Origin of the sequence: Solitalea agri, assembly GCF_023914155.1 — a bacterium.
GTDB lineage: Bacteria > Bacteroidota > Bacteroidia > Sphingobacteriales > Sphingobacteriaceae > Solitalea > Solitalea agri.
Map to the genome: position 1 here is coordinate 15,104 of NZ_JAMWYS010000045.1, position 16,285 is coordinate 31,388.

A 16,285-nucleotide genomic window follows, 5' to 3' on the forward strand; every position below is an offset into this window, starting at 1 on the left:
AGCTATAGTTGTTCAAACAACTTTACTAAAACAATTGTTAAACTTGCAGAAATTTTAGGATAGTGAAAAAGTTCTCGATTAGTGATATAGAGTGTTTAACGGGTATAAAAGCGCATACCATTAGAATTTGGGAACAACGTTATAATTTAATAACTCCTAAAAGAACATGCACCAACATCAGGTATTTTGATGATAACGACCTGAAGAAGTTTCTTAATATTTCATTGTTGCTCGATTCAGGAATGCGTATTTCTGAAATTGCCAAAATGAGCGATGATGACATTAATAAGTTGATAGAGAAACTTGCTGAGTGTGAAATTAATGGATGTTCCTGTACAATCGGTTCGCTTTGTAATGCTATGTTAGCCTTAAACGAGTCGATGTTTAATGAAACCATACAGGCGAGCGTTGAATTTATGGGTGTTGAGCGAACGATGCTTGATGTAATCTATCCATTTTTACGTAAGATTGGTATCATGTGGCAGGCTGGTACCATAAATCCGGCGCATGAGCATTTTATCACTCACCTGATCAAACAAAAACTGATCATCGCTATCAATAACCTCGAAACTCCCAACCCAGACCTTGCTAAAAAGTACATGTTATTTTTACCTGAAGGTGAAGTACATGAAATAGGGTTGCTTTTTGCCAATTACCTGATCAAGGCACGAGGACACCATGTTTTATATTTAGGAGCTAATTTACCATTCGAAGACCTGTTGAGCGTGGCAACTTATTATGATCCGGATCACGTTCTAACTTTTCTGATCTCTGATAATGCTTTCGGGGACGTGAATTTGATCATTGCTAAAATTCTGGAAAATCTTCCAAATTGGCCGGTTGCAGTTTCAGGGCATTTAGCGGTTGCTGGCAGCATAAAGCCTCATAAGCAATTAACGATCATTAAGGACGCCTCTGAAATGATCGAATTTATCAATGCCAATGCCGAGGTTCAGCGTCTCTATTTTACCTGTTAGCTGTTAAAAATTAATTCGAAATACAACTGACACAACTCCTTTGGCATCGAACTGATAATTTGAAGGCACACCGAATCTTACCATTCGCAGGTTATTGTACGAGATATCCCAGGGAGTCTTTTCCCATTCAAACGATATTGATGCACTTTGCTTCCCAGAACTATTAAATCTAAAACCTGCCGCTGGAACCAGGTGTACATTAAAAGGTGCTTCTGCTGATTCAGCATTAGATTTTGACAAGTATCGAGGAAGTACTGAATCGTCTTCGTAACTAAGTTCAGAATAAAATATTCGGGTGTAGCATTTAGTCATTTTTACGCCAACCGAACCGAAAAACTGAACCCCTTTTTCACTTCCGAAGTAATAAGTTGGTCGAATAACGGCTGAAAGAGCGGTGTTTCGTTGTTTAAAAAGATAGTCATCTTCTATTACGTTGGCGTAGGTAGGCTGCTTACGGAGGTTTAAAAAGGCAAGATTAACACCGGCATCAACACTGACGTGCTCTCTCACTTTAAACTGATAGCCTGCATCGAAGCCAAAATTGTAGGTTGCGTCAGCATCAGGATCCGATTCTTCTGGTTCAAGGTTTAAAGCCGATTCAATTGCCGCCTGACCGATGGCCTTAGCAGCTTTTCCGGCGTCGATATGCATAGAAAGGTACCAAGTGCCTTGTGTTTGTCCATAAGTTTGTAAAAACGGGAATAGGCCAAGAAAGAAAAATATATATAGGGTATAAAGGGTTTTGTTTTTCATGACGAAGCAATAGTGAGTTTAAGTTGAATTATAGACAAGAAGCTGAATAGTCCAGGAAGGTTGCACTGTAGGAGCAGGGCTTTTTACTTTTTAAACGGTAGAAGCTAAAATCAGATTTTTATTAATTATCGGCTTGTCTGTAAGGTATAAGATAATTACTTTTGCTACCCGACAGAATTTTTTGGATTATAAGTTAGTAGAATGGATAACCTCACGTATCTTACCAACGCACACACTTCGTATATAGAATCGCTTTATCAACAGTACAAAAACGATCCAACTTCAGTAGACTTTAGTTGGCAGAAGTTTTTTGAAGGCTATGACCTTGCCAAGACCGATGGAGCCGTGGAGCTACCAGTGTCGAATGAGCACTTTGATAAAGAAATGAAGGTGTTAAATATGATTAATGGCTACCGTCAGCGAGGCCATTTATTCACTAAAACCAATCCTGTTCGCGAACGCATGAAGTTCTATCCAGGGAAAGAACTGGAAACTTTTGGGCTAAGCGACGCCGATCTTACTACGGTATTTAATGCAGGTGCAGAAGTTGGTTTAGGTCCAGCTACACTTAAAGATATTCGTCAACTTTTAGAAGAGACGTATTGCGAGTCGGTAGGAGCAGAGTATAAATACATCCGTAACCCTGAGAAAATGAAGTGGTTCGAGGATCGTATGGAAACTTCTCGGAACAAGCAAAAATTCTCTCAAGAACAAAAGAAACGCCTTTTAGACAAGTTGAATGAGGCCGTTGTTTTTGAAAACTTCCTTCACACTAAATTCTTAGGGCAAAAACGTTTCTCGCTGGAAGGTGCTGAAACAGTAATCCCAGCTTTAGATTCAGTTATTGAAAAAGGTGCCGATTTAGGTATTCAGGAGTTTGTAATTGGTATGGCTCACCGCGGACGTTTGAACGTGTTGGCTAATATCATGAACAAAACCTATAAAGATATTTTCACAGAGTTTGAAGGTAAAAACTATGATGAAAGTGCTCCTTTTGGTGGTGACGTAAAATACCACATGGGCTTTTCAACCGACGTTCAAACTACTGCTGGTAAAGATGTTCATTTGAGCCTTTGTCCTAACCCATCACACTTAGAAACTGTTGATGGTGTTGTTACCGGTATTGCCCGTGCAAAAATCGATCAAAAATACGGTAACGATTATACCAAATTAGCTCCAATCTTAATTCATGGTGATGCTTCGGTAGCCGGTCAGGGTATCGTATACGAAGTATTGCAAATGGCTAAGCTGGATGCTTATAAAACCGGCGGAACCATTCACCTGGTAATTAACAATCAGGTAGGTTTTACCACCAACTATCGCGATGCTCGTTCAAGTACTTACTGTACCGATATTGCAAAAGTTACCCTTTCTCCTGTATTCCACGTAAATGGCGACGATGTTGAAGCGGTTGTTTATGCAATTAACCTTGCAATGGAATACCGCCAGAAATTCCATAACGATGTATTCATCGATATTCTTTGTTACCGTCGTTACGGCCACAACGAAGGAGATGAGCCTCGTTTCACTCAGCCAACTTTATACAAGGCGATTGAGAAACATCCTAATCCACGCGAAATCTATAATGCTAAATTATTAGCTCAAGGCGATGTTGATGCTAATTTGGCGAAAGAAATGGATAAGAGCTTCCGTAAAATGTTGCAGGATCGCTTGGATGAAGTGAAGCAAGCGTCACCTAAATTCACTAAACCTGTTTTACAAGGCCCATGGAAAGAAATGCGTTTCTCAACCCCTGAAGACTTTGTAAAATCGGTTGACACCAGTGTTAACGAGAAAACTTTAGTTGAATTAGGTAATAAGATCACCGATCTTCCAAAAGATAAAAAGTTCATCAATAAAGTTGAAAAACTATTCGGCGACCGTAAGAAAATGGTTAACGAAACTAAAACCTTCGACTGGGCAATGGGTGAATTGTTAGCATATGCTTCGTTGGTAAATGAAGGTCATCGTGTACGTTTTACTGGTGAAGACGTGGAACGTGGAACTTTCTCGCACCGCCATGCAATTGTTAAAGTTGAAGAATCTGACGAAGAATATAGTCCTATTCAAGCATCAGTCGGAACAGAAGCTGCTCCATTTGAAATCTACAATTCACATCTTTCGGAGTATGGTGTTTTAGGTTTCGAATATGGCTACGCAATGGCTTCTCCTAATGCCTTAACCATTTGGGAAGCGCAGTTCGGAGATTTCGTTAACGGAGCTCAAATTGTTATCGACCAATATATTGCCGCTGCTGAAACTAAATGGCAACGCAGTAACGGTTTGGTAATGTTGTTACCACATGGTTTCGAAGGTCAAGGTCCTGAACACTCTTCAGCTCGTATTGAGCGTATGATGGAGCTTTGTGCCGAAAACAATATGTATGTGGCTAACTTAACCACTCCGGCTCAGATCTTCCACGCAATGCGTCGTCAGTTAAAGAATGAATTCCGCAAGCCATTAACCGTATTCTCTCCTAAGAGCTTATTACGTCACCCTGCATGTGTTAGCCCAATCGCCGACTTTACTAAAGGTGGCTTCAAAGAAATTATCGACGATAGCTACGTAAAAGCGAAAGATGTTAAACGTGTGTTGTTCTGTTCAGGTAAAATCTATTATGAACTACTTGATCAGCAGCAAAAAGATAAACGTCATGATGTTGCAGTTGTGCGTTTAGAGCAGATCTATCCTTTCCCTTACGAGCAATACAATGCGATAAAAGAGAAATACAGTAATGCTGAAGAATGGCTTTGGGTTCAGGAAGAGCCAGAAAACATGGGAGCATGGCCTTGGTTAGTTCGTCACTTGCGTCGTGAACCATTAGAGGTGGTTTGTCGTTTAGAGTCGAGCTCGCCAGCAACAGGTTATTCAAAACTTCATGTTGCTCAACAGTTAAATATTATTGCTAAAGCGTTTGCCAGCAAAGTAAAATCTGCTGTTAAAGAAAACGTGAAAAAAGCAACAGAGAAAGCTGTAAAGGTAGATTAATTGAAATTACTGACTGCCGGTTACGAGTTGCGAATTAAACGTGATTGATGATTGGCAATCATTTAACCAATAATAATTAAAAAATAATTACAGAGTTATGGAGACAACTTGCAATTCGTAACTCGTAATCTGAAATAATAGAAAAACAAATGGCTCTAGAAATGAAAGTGCCCGCAGTGGGCGAATCAATAACCGAAGTAACCTTGTCTCGCTGGATTAAAAATGACGGTGAGTATGTTGAAATGGATGAAGTGATTGCCGAATTGGAATCAGACAAAGCTACTTTCGAATTAACTGCTGAAAAAGCAGGTACATTAAAAACATTAGCAGCTGAAGGTGATACCATTCCTGTTGGTGCTGTAATTTGCGCTATTGAAGTAGGAGCAGCTGCTCCTGCTGCCGCTCCTGCTAAAGAAGAAAAAGTTGCTGCTTCTGCATCTCCTGCTGCTGTTGCTGCCCCTGCTGCTGCAGGCGATAGTTATGCTGCCGGACATCCATCTCCTGCTGCCGGTAAAATTTTAGCTGAAAAGGGTATCGATCCTAAAGATGTTAACGGTACCGGTAAAGATGGCCGTGTAACTAAGGAAGATGCTGAAAAAGCTCAGAAAGCTACTGCTGTTGCACCTGCTGCTAAAACTTCAGCTCCTGCAGCCGCACCTGCTGGACCTCGTTCTGAGAAACGTGAGAAAATGTCGAATCTTCGTAAAACGGTTGCTAAGCGTTTAGTGGCTGTTAAAAATGAAACCGCGATGTTAACTACTTTTAACGAAGTGGATATGTCGCCAATCATGGAGATTCGTTCTAAATACAAAGATAAATTCAAAGAAAAACACGGTGTTGGCTTAGGCTTTATGTCGTTCTTTACCAAAGCGGTTTGCGAAGCATTGAAAGAATTCCCTGCTGTAAATGCTCGTATAGATGGTGAGGAAATCGTTTACAACAACTTTGTAGATTGTTCTATCGCTGTTTCGGCTCCTAAAGGTTTGGTTGTTCCGGTAATTCGTAATGCTGATTCAATGAGCTTGGCTCAAATTGAGCAGGAAGTTATTAAACTAGCTCTTAAAGCTCGTGAGAACAAGCTTTCAATTGATGAGATGACTGGAGGAACATTTACGATCACTAATGGTGGTGTATTTGGTTCAATGATGTCAACTCCAATTATTAACGCACCTCAATCGGCTATTTTAGGTATGCACAACATTGTTGAGCGCCCAATGGCGGTTAATGGTCAAGTGGTTATTAAACCTATGATGTACCTGGCGCTTTCTTACGATCACCGTATTATCGATGGCCGTGAGTCTGTAGGCTTCCTGGTTCGTGTTAAACAATTATTAGAAGATCCTACCCGCTTATTGTTAGGCGTGTAATCTTTGAAATAGAATATAAAAACGGCCTTCTTCAGCAATGAGGAAGGCCGTTTTGGGTTTAAGAGCTGTCAATCTATATTTTAAGGATCAATTAATCAATTTTACTATATTCCTTAAACTTCAATTGCCAATAACATTTATATTAAATTAATTCAACATTTAAAGCTAATTACTTAGACTATTGTTTTTTTTATGACCTTTTTATAACTTAACCGATATTCAATTGTTAGTTTTGTAAAAATCAGCAAAATGATGAAGCTAAAAGAGGTCAATCCATTTATTTCTACTACTGAAAAAAGAATTGAATTTATCGCTGAAGCAGTTTATGGTTCTATGATGCTGGAAGATCAGACTGTTCCAATGGAAATCGTCAGAGCTCAGGCTGAAAAGGCTGTGAAAAGACAGGCAATTGGGGTAATCAAAGTTCCTTCTAATGATATTAAAATTTTAAATTCGAAACAACGAATACCAAATAAAAGAGAAAAAGTTGCTCAAGCGATATTGAAAATTCAAGTTGGGCAGCCCCCTTCAAATAGAAATACAGGTGGAAGATCAGCAAGTAAAAGAGTTAGAAATCAAAAGATAAAAGGCCTATAAATTAGGCCTTTTATCTTTTTTAATATTTAATATCAATTTCCACTTCCAATCTATTCTCCTACAGTTTATCAAGAATATCGAGATAATATCTTACCTGGGGGCCTATAATTGAATAAAGAAGAGAATAATCATTATTCTTTTGAATTGCTACAAGACTATCAATGTATTGTTTCCGTTCATCTCCTTCCTCACGTTTATAACATTCAATTTTTCCTAGTCCTAAGGTAATTGAAATTAGATCTGTTAGCATGCGTGCCGTTCGTCCATTACCATTTAGAAAAGGATGGATTTCAATGAACTTTGCATGTGCATACGCCAAACAATGGGTGATGCTTTTTACTTTGTCATCTTTTTGAATATGATTCCGAAAATATTCCACCTGTTCACAAAATTCATACATTTTATAATTTAGATAACCAGGTTTAGGTGGTATTAATTGTCCTACTACCAATTCTGTTTTACGATATTTCCCCGCCCATTTGTATAAATGTCCGAAAGCCGCCTGGTGGAGATTGAGAATTAATTCTGGAGTGATAGAAACATTAACCTCCTGTTCCATGATAAAGGACTCATAGGCATTAGCGACACCTTCACTTTCTGCAATATTTATTTCATCAAATGTTTTTAACCCTAATAAATTATCAGGGTCAATATACGTATCTCCCATAGATTGTAGATAATAAAGTTAAAGGGTTTAAATCTAGTTAATTATTTAAAATAAAAACGGCCTCCTCTCATTCAAGAATTGGCCAAGAGCTTAGAAATCGTTACTTTCAAACATTTTCAAAACAATACTACCTATAGCATAACCCAAATACCTCCATATGCATTCTGCCTTATTAAATCTACTTAGTCAATTCAAGAAATTCAGCAGTGATGAACTACAACTAATTGAAGCGCAATTGGTAGTACGTAAAGTAAAGGAAAACGAATTTTTACTGGAGCGTGGAGCTGTTTGCAGAGAGATCTTATTTATAACCGAAGGACTTGTTCGCACTTTAATCCATAATAATGATGGTGAAGAGCAAACGCATTATTTTATTAAGGAAAATCAATTTATTGCCGATCTTGAAAGCTTTAACAACCTTACTCCTGCAACCGAAAGCATTCAAGCGGTTTGTGATTCAACTTTAATAGTATTATCAAAGAAAAGCATAGACCTGCTTATTGCCTCCATTCCACAATGGAAGGAAACCATGCTGCAAATTGCCCAAAAAGCGTTAATGGAAAAGATATATACCCGTAATGCCTATTTGGGAGTAGATGCTACTGCCCGTTATTTAAAGTTTATAACTGAGCAAGGTGATATTGCTTTGCGCGCTCCGCAATCAATAATTGCTTCTTATTTGGGTATCACTCCCCAATCACTTAGTCGTATCAGGAAGCAAGTACGTTAGCTTCCTTTTTTACCATTTGTTAACTGCAGCCTGTTTTTGTTTTTCAAGCTTTGTGCTCAACAAAAACAACAATCTATATGAAAATAGTAGTAACAGGTGCAAATGGTCATTTAGGAAATAACATTGTCAGATATCTGCTAACTCAAAATGCAGAGGTATTATCTGGCGTGCGAAGGAATGCAGATGTTTCCGTACTTAGGGATCTTCCAACGGAAACAGTAACGCTTGATTATGATTCGATACAGCAGTTAGCAAGTGTATTTAAGCAAGCAGATGTGATCATTCATACTGCCGCCGTATTTAAGCGTTGGGCAAAAGATCTTCAAAAAGATATAATCGATCAAAATGTAAACCTATCCATAAATATTGTGAATGCGGCTGCTGATGCAGGCGTAAAGAAACTCATTTATATCAGCAGTATTGCCGCTCTTGATGATAGTCAGATGCCAATGGATGAAAGCAGTTGGAACCAACTGAAACAACGACCTTATCCTTATTCGAAATCATTATCGGAACAAAAGGCTTTACAAACTGCGCAACAGCGAGGCGTAACGATCTGCACTTTATTGCCATCGGCTATTATCGGTCCTCATTTTAATGCACTAACTCCTACGCTTAGAGTGTTTGCTGATATTGCCAATAAAAATTTACCAATGTTGCCCCGGTTCAATTTCTTGTTTATAAATGCCTCTGATGTTGCTCGTGCTGCTCTTTTGGCCATTGAACATGGAAAGAATGGCGAGAGATATATCATCTCACATCCTCAAAAGTATAGCGTTGAACAAGTTTTTGATCTGGCCTATCAACATCTTCCTCAACTTAATTTAAAAAAGCCTTCAATGGCTCCAAAATTCCTGCTGTTTTGTATGGCTTGGTTAGGGGAGAAGGTTAGTTTTCTTACCGGCAAAGAACCTTTGCTAACCGTTGAAGATATCAAAGAACTTTGGGATGCCTCGCCGCAAGTAAATGTGTTAAAAGCTAAAAAAGAACTTGGTTTTGAAGCTGCATCAGTGGAAGCCAGCATGCTGGAAACCTTTAGGTTTTTAAAATCCGTAAAAGCTTAGTTTGAAATCTTGTTAAAACTCTTGGCATTAGGATATAGAAGACCGAATTGCCTCTAGAGGATAATAGAAGTGAAAAGAAAACGGCCTTTTCCAATTAAAGAATCGGCCGTATTACTTACACAGACTATTATTAGTTATACTAGGAAATTGCTCTGTCTAAATGCACATAACCTCCATCAACATGGATCAATTGTCCGGTTGTATGTGCTGATCGTTCGCAAAGTAAAAAAACTGCCATATCGGCTATTTCTTCCAACTTGGTCATTCTCTTTTCGAATGGAATTTTAGCGGTAATGCTTTTTAATTTCTCTTCAGGGTTGTTGAAGGTGTTGATCCATGTTTGATAGAGAGGAGTAAATGCTTCTGCAACAATTACAGAGTTAACCCTGATTCCATGAGGCAACAATTCAACTGCCCATTCGCGGGTTAACGCATTACGACCACCATTAGCAGCGGCATAAGCTGATGTTCCTCCCAACTGTCGCGAACAGGGTCGAACTGCCAAAAGTGAACATGAGTATCAATAACCATACTTAAAGAGAAAAGATCCGATCCATTAAAATCCATTTTTCTCCCGGTTTAGCCAAGGGTAGAGCTTGTTGATACTTCCACATTAAAGATTCCCATTCCTGCACCTTTGGATTGGCTTTATCAGCAACCGATTTAGCTTCGAAACTAAAAGTAGAATTAACTTCCATGATCATAAACAGTCGGTTACCCGTGCGGTAAATGTCTAGTTGTTCAATCCCGACTCTGTTATGCTAGCTAAAATCTCTGGCCAAACGGCTTTATGATAGCTTTCATATTCGGTAATCAGACTGGGATCATTTTTAAGATCTAGTGCTAAAGCATATCGTTTCATGCTTCAATTGTTTATAGTTGAAATGCTTTAACAGATTGTTTGCTACTTCCTAATCCCTCAATACCAAGCTCAACCATATCACCCGGATTTAAGTACCAAGGTTCTGGTTTTTGCCCCAAACCAACACCTGCAGGAGTACCTGTGGTAATAACGTCGCCTGGTAAAAGTGTCATAAACTGGCTGATATAGCTAACGATAAAAGGTACGTTAAAAATCAGGTTTGAGGTATTGCCGTCCTGCATTTTTTGTCCGTTAACGGTTAGCCATAAACGAAGATTGTGCACATCGGCTATTTCATTTTTTGTGGCGATAAAAGGTCCGATAGGAGCGAAGGTGTCGCAGCTCTTTCCTTTTACCCACTGACCATTACGCTCCAACTGAAATTCGCGTTCGCTATAATCATTGTGCAATACATAACCAGCAATGTGTTCAAAAGCGTTTTTCTCCTCAACATAAGTCGCTTTTTTGCCAATAACAACGGCTAGCTCAACCTCCCAATCAGTTTTTTTACTGTTTTTTGGAATAATCAAATCATCGTTAGGTCCAACAATGGCCGATGTTGATTTAAAAAAGAGAATCGGCTCTTTGGGAATCGGCGCATTGGTTTCATGCGCATGATCCTTATAGTTTAAGCCTACACATATAATTTTAGAAGGACGGGCTAAAGGAGCTCCAAGGCGTACTGATGAATCAACTTGTGGAAGAGCGGCATTTTCAATCTGTTTTTCCAGCTTTTCAAGGCCGTCTCCGCCAAAGAATTTTTCATCATAATCATTTACGAAAGCCGAAACATCATAGTATTTCTCATTAATGATCACTCCCGGTTTTTCTTCTCTGGCTTTGCCAAATCGTATAAGTTTCATTGTTTATTAAAATCTTTTGTGTAATGTACTAATTATTCAAAGTTGTAAAGCCCACGTCAATCGGGTAATCGCAAGCTTTAACTGAAATCAGTGCATGTAAAGAAGTAAGTTATTTGGCTTCAATGGGTTTTAAATATGATTTCCTCGAATCGGAAAGAGAGCGGATTCAAGCCATTTATAACTATACCAATACCAACTACAAGAACAAAATAGAACTGAAAGAAATTGCAGCAGTTGCTAAGATCAGTCCTAATTCATTTTGTAAATTCTTTAAATCACCTAGCCGAAAAACCTATACACAGTTTATTAACGAAATTAGGGTAGGGCATGCCTGTAAGTTGCTGATTGAGAATAGGCTTACCGTTAAGGAAGTTTGTTATGAAAGTGGGTTTTGCAATTTTGCCAGTTTTCATAAGTATTTTCGGGAAATTACCGGTAAAAGTCCGCTGAAATATCAGCAAACTTTTGAGGCTTCGACTCCGCTCAGGCTAACTAATGTTGAAAAACACCGCTTTTAAATCAAATCACACAACGCCTATCTTAATATAAAAAATAGCTTATGGCAACACAAAAGACACTTCCAACCGACGAAAGCGTGATTGCATTTATAAATTCTGTAGAGGATGAAAATAAGCGGAAAGACGGTTTTGCATTGGCCGAAATTATGAGGGACGCCTCGGGCTTTGAACCTAAAATGTGGGGTCCAAGTATTATAGGTTATGGAAGCTATCATTACAAATATGCAAGCGGACATGAGGGTGAGGCTCCATTAGCTGGCTTTTCTCCTCGCAAACAAAAGATCAGTTTTTATGTAATGCTTAGCCCCGAAAAACGGGAAGAACTGCTTCCTAAACTAGGCAAGCATAAAGCTGCCAAGGGCTGTATTTACATCAATAAATTAAGCGATGTTGATACTGAAGTGGTAAAGGAAATGGTGAAAGAATCGATCAGATATGTACAGGAACTGTATCCATCGAGTTCTTAATTTTCTGTCATAAACGATGGGAAAAGCACTGTAAAAGTGGTTCCTTCACCGGCTTTTGAGTCTACTTTCAGTTCGAGTGAATGATAGTTTATAATACTTTTCACAATGGCCAGACCTAATCCATAACCTTCATTGCCTGATCGGTTGGCCTTTTTAAATCGGTTAAAGATGGTTGGAATTTCATCTTCAGGTATTCCAATGCCAGTATCCTTTACATGAATGCTGTAAAAATCCTTTCCTAAAGTATCTGTTATTTCAATTGAGCCATTGGGTTTGTTATACCTTATGGCATTATTTATCAGGTTATAAAACAACTGAAAGATCAGGTCGTTATTGATGTTTTTTATAATTGTTGTTGGAGAAACATGAACTGTAATCTTCAAATTCTTTTCATCCAATCGATGTTCCAGGTCTTCTACAATGTCGCTTATTAAATCCTTCACATTACTTGACCCCGAACGTGCAAATTGCTCATTCTCTATACGAGATATCAGCAATAAAGAATGGACGATTTTCTTTAAGCGATTGAGCGTTTTCATCATCTCCAATAGTCGCGATTGAAGACGTTCATCAAGCTCACTTTCTACCATCAGATTCTCCATTTTAGTTTGCAAGATGCTGATAGGTGTCATTAACTCATGAGATGCATTGGCGGTAAATTCACGCTCTTTTTCAAACGTTTCATGAATTTGATCCATTAAATTGATGAAGGACTCATCCAGTAGCTTGAAATCCTGAGTAGAAGTTTTAATTGGCTGAATATGTTCTTTAAACGGAAACCGACGGTTAAGCAGTTTGGTTTTTATGATCAAACCAAGCGGGCGCAATAAGAAACGAGTAAAAATTAAATCGGTAACAATGGTAATAACTACCAAAACAATTAGTACATAAAGGGCTACACGCTGCAAATCATCATTGTATTGGTTGATGGTTGCAGTTGTTTTTCCAATTTCGAGGATGTAATTCTTCTTGTTATAAACGAAAGTATGACTTAACACCCGGTAATTTAAGGTATCACTTTCAACAATACGTTTAGAGGTTTCTATAGTATCAATTGGGGTTTCAAGTTTGGTGGGTTCAAGAGAAATGTATTCCTCCTTTAGCATGGTGTAACTACCGTAGCTGCTATCGCCCTGCAAGTAAAAGTCAACACCATTTCGGCTTACCACATTCAACACTTTTTTCTTTTGTTCGCGCAAATAGTAATTGGTGTACTGAAAGGCTATTTTCTCAATCAGGCTTGGCAATAACGCAACAAATAATGCAACAATTACCAATTTCGAAAGGGTAATAAATAGCGTAAGTTTTGTTAACAGCTTCACAGTAAGAATAGATTATTAGCGCAGTTTTATTTTGTATCCTACTCCTCTGATGGTTTCCAGCCATTCAGTATTTCCAAAGGCACTGAGTTTCTTGCGGATATTTTTTATTGTGGCATCAATGTAATTTGAATCGTAGTCATCGTCGGCAAAATTCCCCCAAATATGTTCACTCAGCTGCATACGTGTAAGTGGTCTGTTTTTATGCAGCAATAAATAGCTTAATAGATCAAACTCTTTGCGAGATAACTCAATTTCGTTGGTGTTATGAATAACAAGCCGTTTTTTTAAGTCGATTTTAAATTCACCCAGCTCGGTAAGTTTATCCTGAACACCATATTTTCTTCTCGAAATAGCATGCATTCGCGATTGAAGTTCGAGTAGTGAAAAGGGTTTAGGGAGATAGTCATCAGCTCCTAAATCAAGACCTTGGATGCGGTCTTCAATATTACCACGAGCTGTTAAAATGATAAATGCTGCTTCGGTAGCGTATTTTTTGGCCTGCTGAAGTAACTCAAGTCCATCAATATCTGGTAATCCAAGATCGAGTAAAATGAAATCATATTCGTTTACTCCAATTTTTTCAAGTGCCTCTTTCCCTGTTGGTGCACAATCGCAGAGATAAAAAGCCTTTTTTAGAAATGTTTCCATTTCTTCGGCTAGCGTTTTTTCATCTTCAACTATGAGAACTTTCATCTTAAAATTGATAATAGAAACTTAATCCCAGAAATGACTTCATTGTTCCTAATGGAATTTCATCATTTTTCCCTAAAACAGAAAGCTGATAAGAGGTTTCAATTAAATAACTGTCGCGACTGTAGTTAAACGGTATTTTAAAGTTACACGACAGAAAACTAAACTTTGTATTTGGTACATAAGTGGTAACAGGTGCATTGCCATTGTTTTGGCCGCTGTTGTTTTTACCAGGCTGGTTTTTAGAATTCTTATGTGTGATATAGGTTTGATAAAAATGCTGTGTACCGCTAGTCAATTCAACAGCCGGTTCAATTGAAATGGCATCATTTTCATCAAATAAGCTACCAAGCTCAATCGATTTTGAATTGCTAAAGGTTACAAAAATGTCTTGTTGCTTTCCAAAGGCATAATCAACTCCCAGTGTAGAAGTAAGCAAATAACTATAGCTTAATGAGCTTCCAATAGTATTATAGTTGGAGGCTTGTAAAACCGGTGAGTTACTGGGGAAAAATGAATGATTATAACTGATGGACGCTTTCAGTTTGTCTGTGATCGATGCATCGTATCCCGTTTCGAGCGAAAGAATTGGTGTGGTGGGAGTGTTGAATAATTGATAAACACTCGAGGAAAAATAAATGCCGATTGGCATTCGATAAGTAGCGTTTAGTAAGCCTAATGGCATTTGCTCACTAGCAGTTTGTCCGTAATAGTTAGCATTACTGCTGTAAACAGCAGCAACCGTTAGCGTGGCTTTTGTGCTATCAGTTTGACAAAAAACGCTTGTTGCCGTTATAAAAAGAAAAAAAACAGACAGTAAATACCTCATGGCTAACCTTCAATTCCTAATGTATGCGAGTATTTACTTTGATTGGTTTGGGTTTTGCTACTTTAACAGGTTTAACTTTAACAGGAGGCTTAATCTCTTCGGGCTTGCCTTGCTTTCTTGATTTAGGAACTTCTTTAATATCCTCTTCTTTGCCCTCTTTTTTATCTCCTTTCCTTTTGGATCCGGTAGAATCAATTGCGGTTGAGCAGGATTCGATCTTTAGCTTACCATGTAAATTGATAGCTGAGCTGCCCCCAGAAGCAAACGCCTGGAGATTAACTAAAAGAAAAGCGCAAAATAATAACCGACTAAAAAAAGCTTTGTTCATTGCATGCAAACATATGAAGTTTCAAAGAAAAATCGCGCAATCAATTTGTTATCAATTAAGTTCAGTGAATCTTCTTTTGAACTTAATGAATGATAAAAAGGTTCTGCTTTGAATAATACAAAGACAGAACCCAAGTTATTAAACCACCTTGCAACTATTTTAGATTGATTTTGAGAGTACCCAAAGCGGTAGTTTTTCCAGCCACAACTTCAATATTATTAAGAGTGGTGTCGGCATAGGTAGTATCTTGAACATCTATAGCAACTTTATAAGCACCTGATCTTAATCCTCCGATAGAAAAGTATCCAGTTGCTACATCTGAAACAGTACCTACTGTATCGTTGGCTTGGTTAATCGCATAAACTTTAGCCTGTTTGTTAGCAGGATCAATTGTTCCGGTTAAAATTCCCGAAGTAGCAATTGCAAGGCCTCTTACTACCGGTTTCAAGATGAATTTGCCGTTGCCAGTTTTCACAACTGACTTAGCCGCGTCAAAATCCAATACCAATGAGTAGGCAAATCCTGGGGTTAATGAAGGCTCCTCGGTAAGCTTTACTTTCCAGCCTGATGAATATCCACTTGGAATTTTAAGATCATAAAGCTGTCCGTCAACCTTAATAGTATTTCCTGTTTCGTTTAATACTAATCGTACTTCTTTTATTTTACCTGTTGGAATTTCTTCATCGGCAACCAAAATGTCGGGAGTGGCTGAGCCTGCCTTGAAATCTAAAATGTTAAATTGTTTGTCGGCTTCAAGTACATATGAACCACCGGTAGTGTCATTTACTTTGACAATGATCTCTTTAACATTCAAATTAATTTCTTCATAATTACCCGGAGCATCTGTCATTCGAATTTGAAGGTGCGCGGTGTTGCTTTCAGTTTTTGAGCATGCAGATAAACCCAATGTAGCTGTAGCTAATAAGAATAAAAGTTTAATGTTTCTGTTCATTGTTAAGGGTTTTGTGATTTGATTTAATTGTTTACGTTACAAATCTGTAACCCGAAGATGAAAGGAACATGAAAACAAAAAACTTTTAGTTTATTTTTTTAGATTTAAGTAATATTTATAGGCAAGTTGTTCTTATAGAGTAATTTATATTTTTAAATTGATAAGGCAATTAGCTTTTTGATCAATAAGAGGATTCACTAATAAAGTGAAATGGATCAATGAAAATCAAATCAGCACCCAAACAAAAGAGGCTGTCTCAAAAGGACGGCCTCTTTCTATTTTCAGGGGTTATCAACAAGTTAAAGCAGGAT

General features: G+C 38.1%; 16 protein-coding genes and 2 pseudogenes. 8 read left to right on the top strand and 10 right to left on the bottom strand.

What is annotated here, in order from left to right; all coding sequences use genetic code 11:
• The first annotated feature begins 62 nt into the window (after window positions 1-62).
• Entirely contained in the window at window positions 63-977 is a 915-nt protein-coding gene (locus tag NF867_RS13355) for a MerR family transcriptional regulator (RefSeq protein ID WP_252588504.1), read from the top strand.
• A gap of 3 nt (window positions 978-980) precedes the next feature.
• Here the strand turns inward: NF867_RS13355 and NF867_RS13360 are convergent, their stop codons facing one another.
• Window positions 981-1,730 (bottom strand): PorT family protein, encoded by a 750-nt coding sequence (locus NF867_RS13360; protein ID WP_252588505.1) that lies wholly within the window; start codon window positions 1,728-1,730, stop codon window positions 981-983.
• 201 nt (window positions 1,731-1,931) lie between these two features.
• On the opposite strand from NF867_RS13360, the gene NF867_RS13365 reads away from it, so the two are divergent.
• The 3 genes from NF867_RS13365 (at window position 1,932) to NF867_RS13375 (ending at window position 6,682) form a co-directional block, all read left to right on the top strand.
• Entirely contained in the window at window positions 1,932-4,718 is a 2,787-nt protein-coding gene (locus NF867_RS13365) for a 2-oxoglutarate dehydrogenase E1 component (RefSeq protein ID WP_252588506.1), read from the top strand.
• Window positions 4,719-4,867: 149 nt separating this feature from the next.
• The gene (gene odhB, locus NF867_RS13370) at window positions 4,868-6,085 is read left to right on the top strand and encodes a 2-oxoglutarate dehydrogenase complex dihydrolipoyllysine-residue succinyltransferase (protein ID WP_252588509.1); all 1,218 of its coding nucleotides are present in this window, start codon (window positions 4,868-4,870) and stop codon (window positions 6,083-6,085) included.
• Window positions 6,086-6,334: 249 nt separating this feature from the next.
• Window positions 6,335-6,682 (top strand): hypothetical protein, encoded by a 348-nt coding sequence (locus NF867_RS13375; RefSeq protein WP_252588511.1) that lies wholly within the window; start codon window positions 6,335-6,337, stop codon window positions 6,680-6,682.
• Between the two features lie 58 nt (window positions 6,683-6,740).
• Here NF867_RS13375 and NF867_RS13380 read toward each other — a convergent pair whose 3' ends face one another.
• Window positions 6,741-7,349, bottom strand: coding sequence for a Fic family protein (locus NF867_RS13380; RefSeq protein WP_252588513.1), 609 nt, complete (start codon window positions 7,347-7,349; stop codon window positions 6,741-6,743).
• A gap of 157 nt (window positions 7,350-7,506) precedes the next feature.
• Between NF867_RS13380 and NF867_RS13385 the strand changes: the two genes are divergently transcribed.
• A complete protein-coding gene (locus NF867_RS13385) occupies window positions 7,507-8,079 on the top strand; it encodes a Crp/Fnr family transcriptional regulator (RefSeq protein ID WP_252588514.1) in 573 nt (190 codons plus the stop codon).
• 77 nt (window positions 8,080-8,156) lie between these two features.
• The gene (locus tag NF867_RS13390) at window positions 8,157-9,143 is read left to right on the top strand and encodes an NAD-dependent epimerase/dehydratase family protein (protein ID WP_252588516.1); all 987 of its coding nucleotides are present in this window, start codon (window positions 8,157-8,159) and stop codon (window positions 9,141-9,143) included.
• Between the two features lie 139 nt (window positions 9,144-9,282).
• Here NF867_RS13390 and NF867_RS13395 read toward each other — a convergent pair.
• The 3 genes and pseudogenes from NF867_RS13395 to NF867_RS13405 form a co-directional block, all read right to left on the bottom strand.
• A pseudogene (locus NF867_RS13395) lies at window positions 9,283-9,618 on the bottom strand (SDR family oxidoreductase); the annotation flags it as partial.
• A 58-nt stretch (window positions 9,619-9,676) separates the two neighbouring features.
• Window positions 9,677-10,005: pseudogene (locus NF867_RS13400) on the bottom strand (L-rhamnose mutarotase).
• An 11-nt stretch (window positions 10,006-10,016) separates the two neighbouring features.
• Window positions 10,017-10,868, bottom strand: coding sequence for a fumarylacetoacetate hydrolase family protein (locus NF867_RS13405; protein WP_252588518.1), 852 nt, complete (start codon window positions 10,866-10,868; stop codon window positions 10,017-10,019).
• A 122-nt stretch (window positions 10,869-10,990) separates the two neighbouring features.
• Between NF867_RS13405 and NF867_RS13410 the strand changes: the two genes are divergently transcribed.
• Both NF867_RS13410 and NF867_RS13415 read left to right on the top strand, forming a co-directional pair.
• Window positions 10,991-11,386: a helix-turn-helix domain-containing protein gene (locus NF867_RS13410; protein ID WP_252588520.1), complete on the top strand. Its 396-nt coding sequence runs from the start codon at window positions 10,991-10,993 to the stop codon at window positions 11,384-11,386.
• Window positions 11,387-11,427: 41 nt separating this feature from the next.
• Entirely contained in the window at window positions 11,428-11,853 is a 426-nt protein-coding gene (locus NF867_RS13415; RefSeq protein ID WP_252588522.1) for a DUF1801 domain-containing protein, read from the top strand.
• On the opposite strand, the gene NF867_RS13420 is transcribed toward NF867_RS13415, so the two are convergent.
• The 5 genes from NF867_RS13420 to NF867_RS13440 all read right to left on the bottom strand — a co-directional run bounded on the left by NF867_RS13420 (window position 11,850) and on the right by NF867_RS13440 (window position 15,974).
• A complete protein-coding gene (locus NF867_RS13420) occupies window positions 11,850-13,175 on the bottom strand; it encodes a sensor histidine kinase (RefSeq protein WP_252588524.1) in 1,326 nt (441 codons plus the stop codon). The two genes, NF867_RS13415 and NF867_RS13420, sit on opposite strands and share 4 nt — an antisense overlap.
• A 15-nt stretch (window positions 13,176-13,190) precedes the next feature.
• Entirely contained in the window at window positions 13,191-13,868 is a 678-nt protein-coding gene (locus NF867_RS13425) for a response regulator transcription factor (RefSeq protein WP_252588526.1), read from the bottom strand.
• Window position 13,869: 1 nt separating this feature from the next.
• Entirely contained in the window at window positions 13,870-14,694 is an 825-nt protein-coding gene (locus tag NF867_RS13430) for a hypothetical protein (RefSeq protein ID WP_252588528.1), read from the bottom strand.
• Window positions 14,695-14,710: 16 nt separating this feature from the next.
• Window positions 14,711-15,022 (bottom strand): hypothetical protein, encoded by a 312-nt coding sequence (locus tag NF867_RS13435; RefSeq protein WP_252588530.1) that lies wholly within the window; start codon window positions 15,020-15,022, stop codon window positions 14,711-14,713.
• 154 nt (window positions 15,023-15,176) lie between these two features.
• Complete coding sequence (locus NF867_RS13440) at window positions 15,177-15,974, bottom strand: DUF4382 domain-containing protein (protein WP_252588533.1); 798 nt, start codon at window positions 15,972-15,974, stop codon at window positions 15,177-15,179.
• Window positions 15,975-16,285: the final 311 nt, after the last annotated feature.

Coding starts and splice junctions, on each gene's coding strand:
- NF867_RS13360 (WP_252588505.1), bottom strand. CDS start 1,730: ATGAAAAACAAAACCCTTTATACCCTATATATATTTTTCTTTCTTGGC.
- NF867_RS13365 (WP_252588506.1), top strand. CDS start 1,932: ATGGATAACCTCACGTATCTTACCAACGCACACACTTCGTATATAGAA.
- odhB (WP_252588509.1), top strand. CDS start 4,868: ATGGCTCTAGAAATGAAAGTGCCCGCAGTGGGCGAATCAATAACCGAA.
- NF867_RS13375 (WP_252588511.1), top strand. CDS start 6,335: ATGATGAAGCTAAAAGAGGTCAATCCATTTATTTCTACTACTGAAAAA.
- NF867_RS13380 (WP_252588513.1), bottom strand. CDS start 7,349: ATGGGAGATACGTATATTGACCCTGATAATTTATTAGGGTTAAAAACA.
- NF867_RS13385 (WP_252588514.1), top strand. CDS start 7,507: ATGCATTCTGCCTTATTAAATCTACTTAGTCAATTCAAGAAATTCAGC.
- NF867_RS13390 (WP_252588516.1), top strand. CDS start 8,157: ATGAAAATAGTAGTAACAGGTGCAAATGGTCATTTAGGAAATAACATT.
- NF867_RS13405 (WP_252588518.1), bottom strand. CDS start 10,868: ATGAAACTTATACGATTTGGCAAAGCCAGAGAAGAAAAACCGGGAGTG.
- NF867_RS13410 (WP_252588520.1), top strand. CDS start 10,991: ATGGGTTTTAAATATGATTTCCTCGAATCGGAAAGAGAGCGGATTCAA.
- NF867_RS13415 (WP_252588522.1), top strand. CDS start 11,428: ATGGCAACACAAAAGACACTTCCAACCGACGAAAGCGTGATTGCATTT.
- NF867_RS13425 (WP_252588526.1), bottom strand. CDS start 13,868: ATGAAAGTTCTCATAGTTGAAGATGAAAAAACGCTAGCCGAAGAAATG.
- NF867_RS13430 (WP_252588528.1), bottom strand. CDS start 14,694: ATGAGGTATTTACTGTCTGTTTTTTTTCTTTTTATAACGGCAACAAGC.
- NF867_RS13435 (WP_252588530.1), bottom strand. CDS start 15,022: ATGAACAAAGCTTTTTTTAGTCGGTTATTATTTTGCGCTTTTCTTTTA.
- NF867_RS13440 (WP_252588533.1), bottom strand. CDS start 15,974: ATGAACAGAAACATTAAACTTTTATTCTTATTAGCTACAGCTACATTG.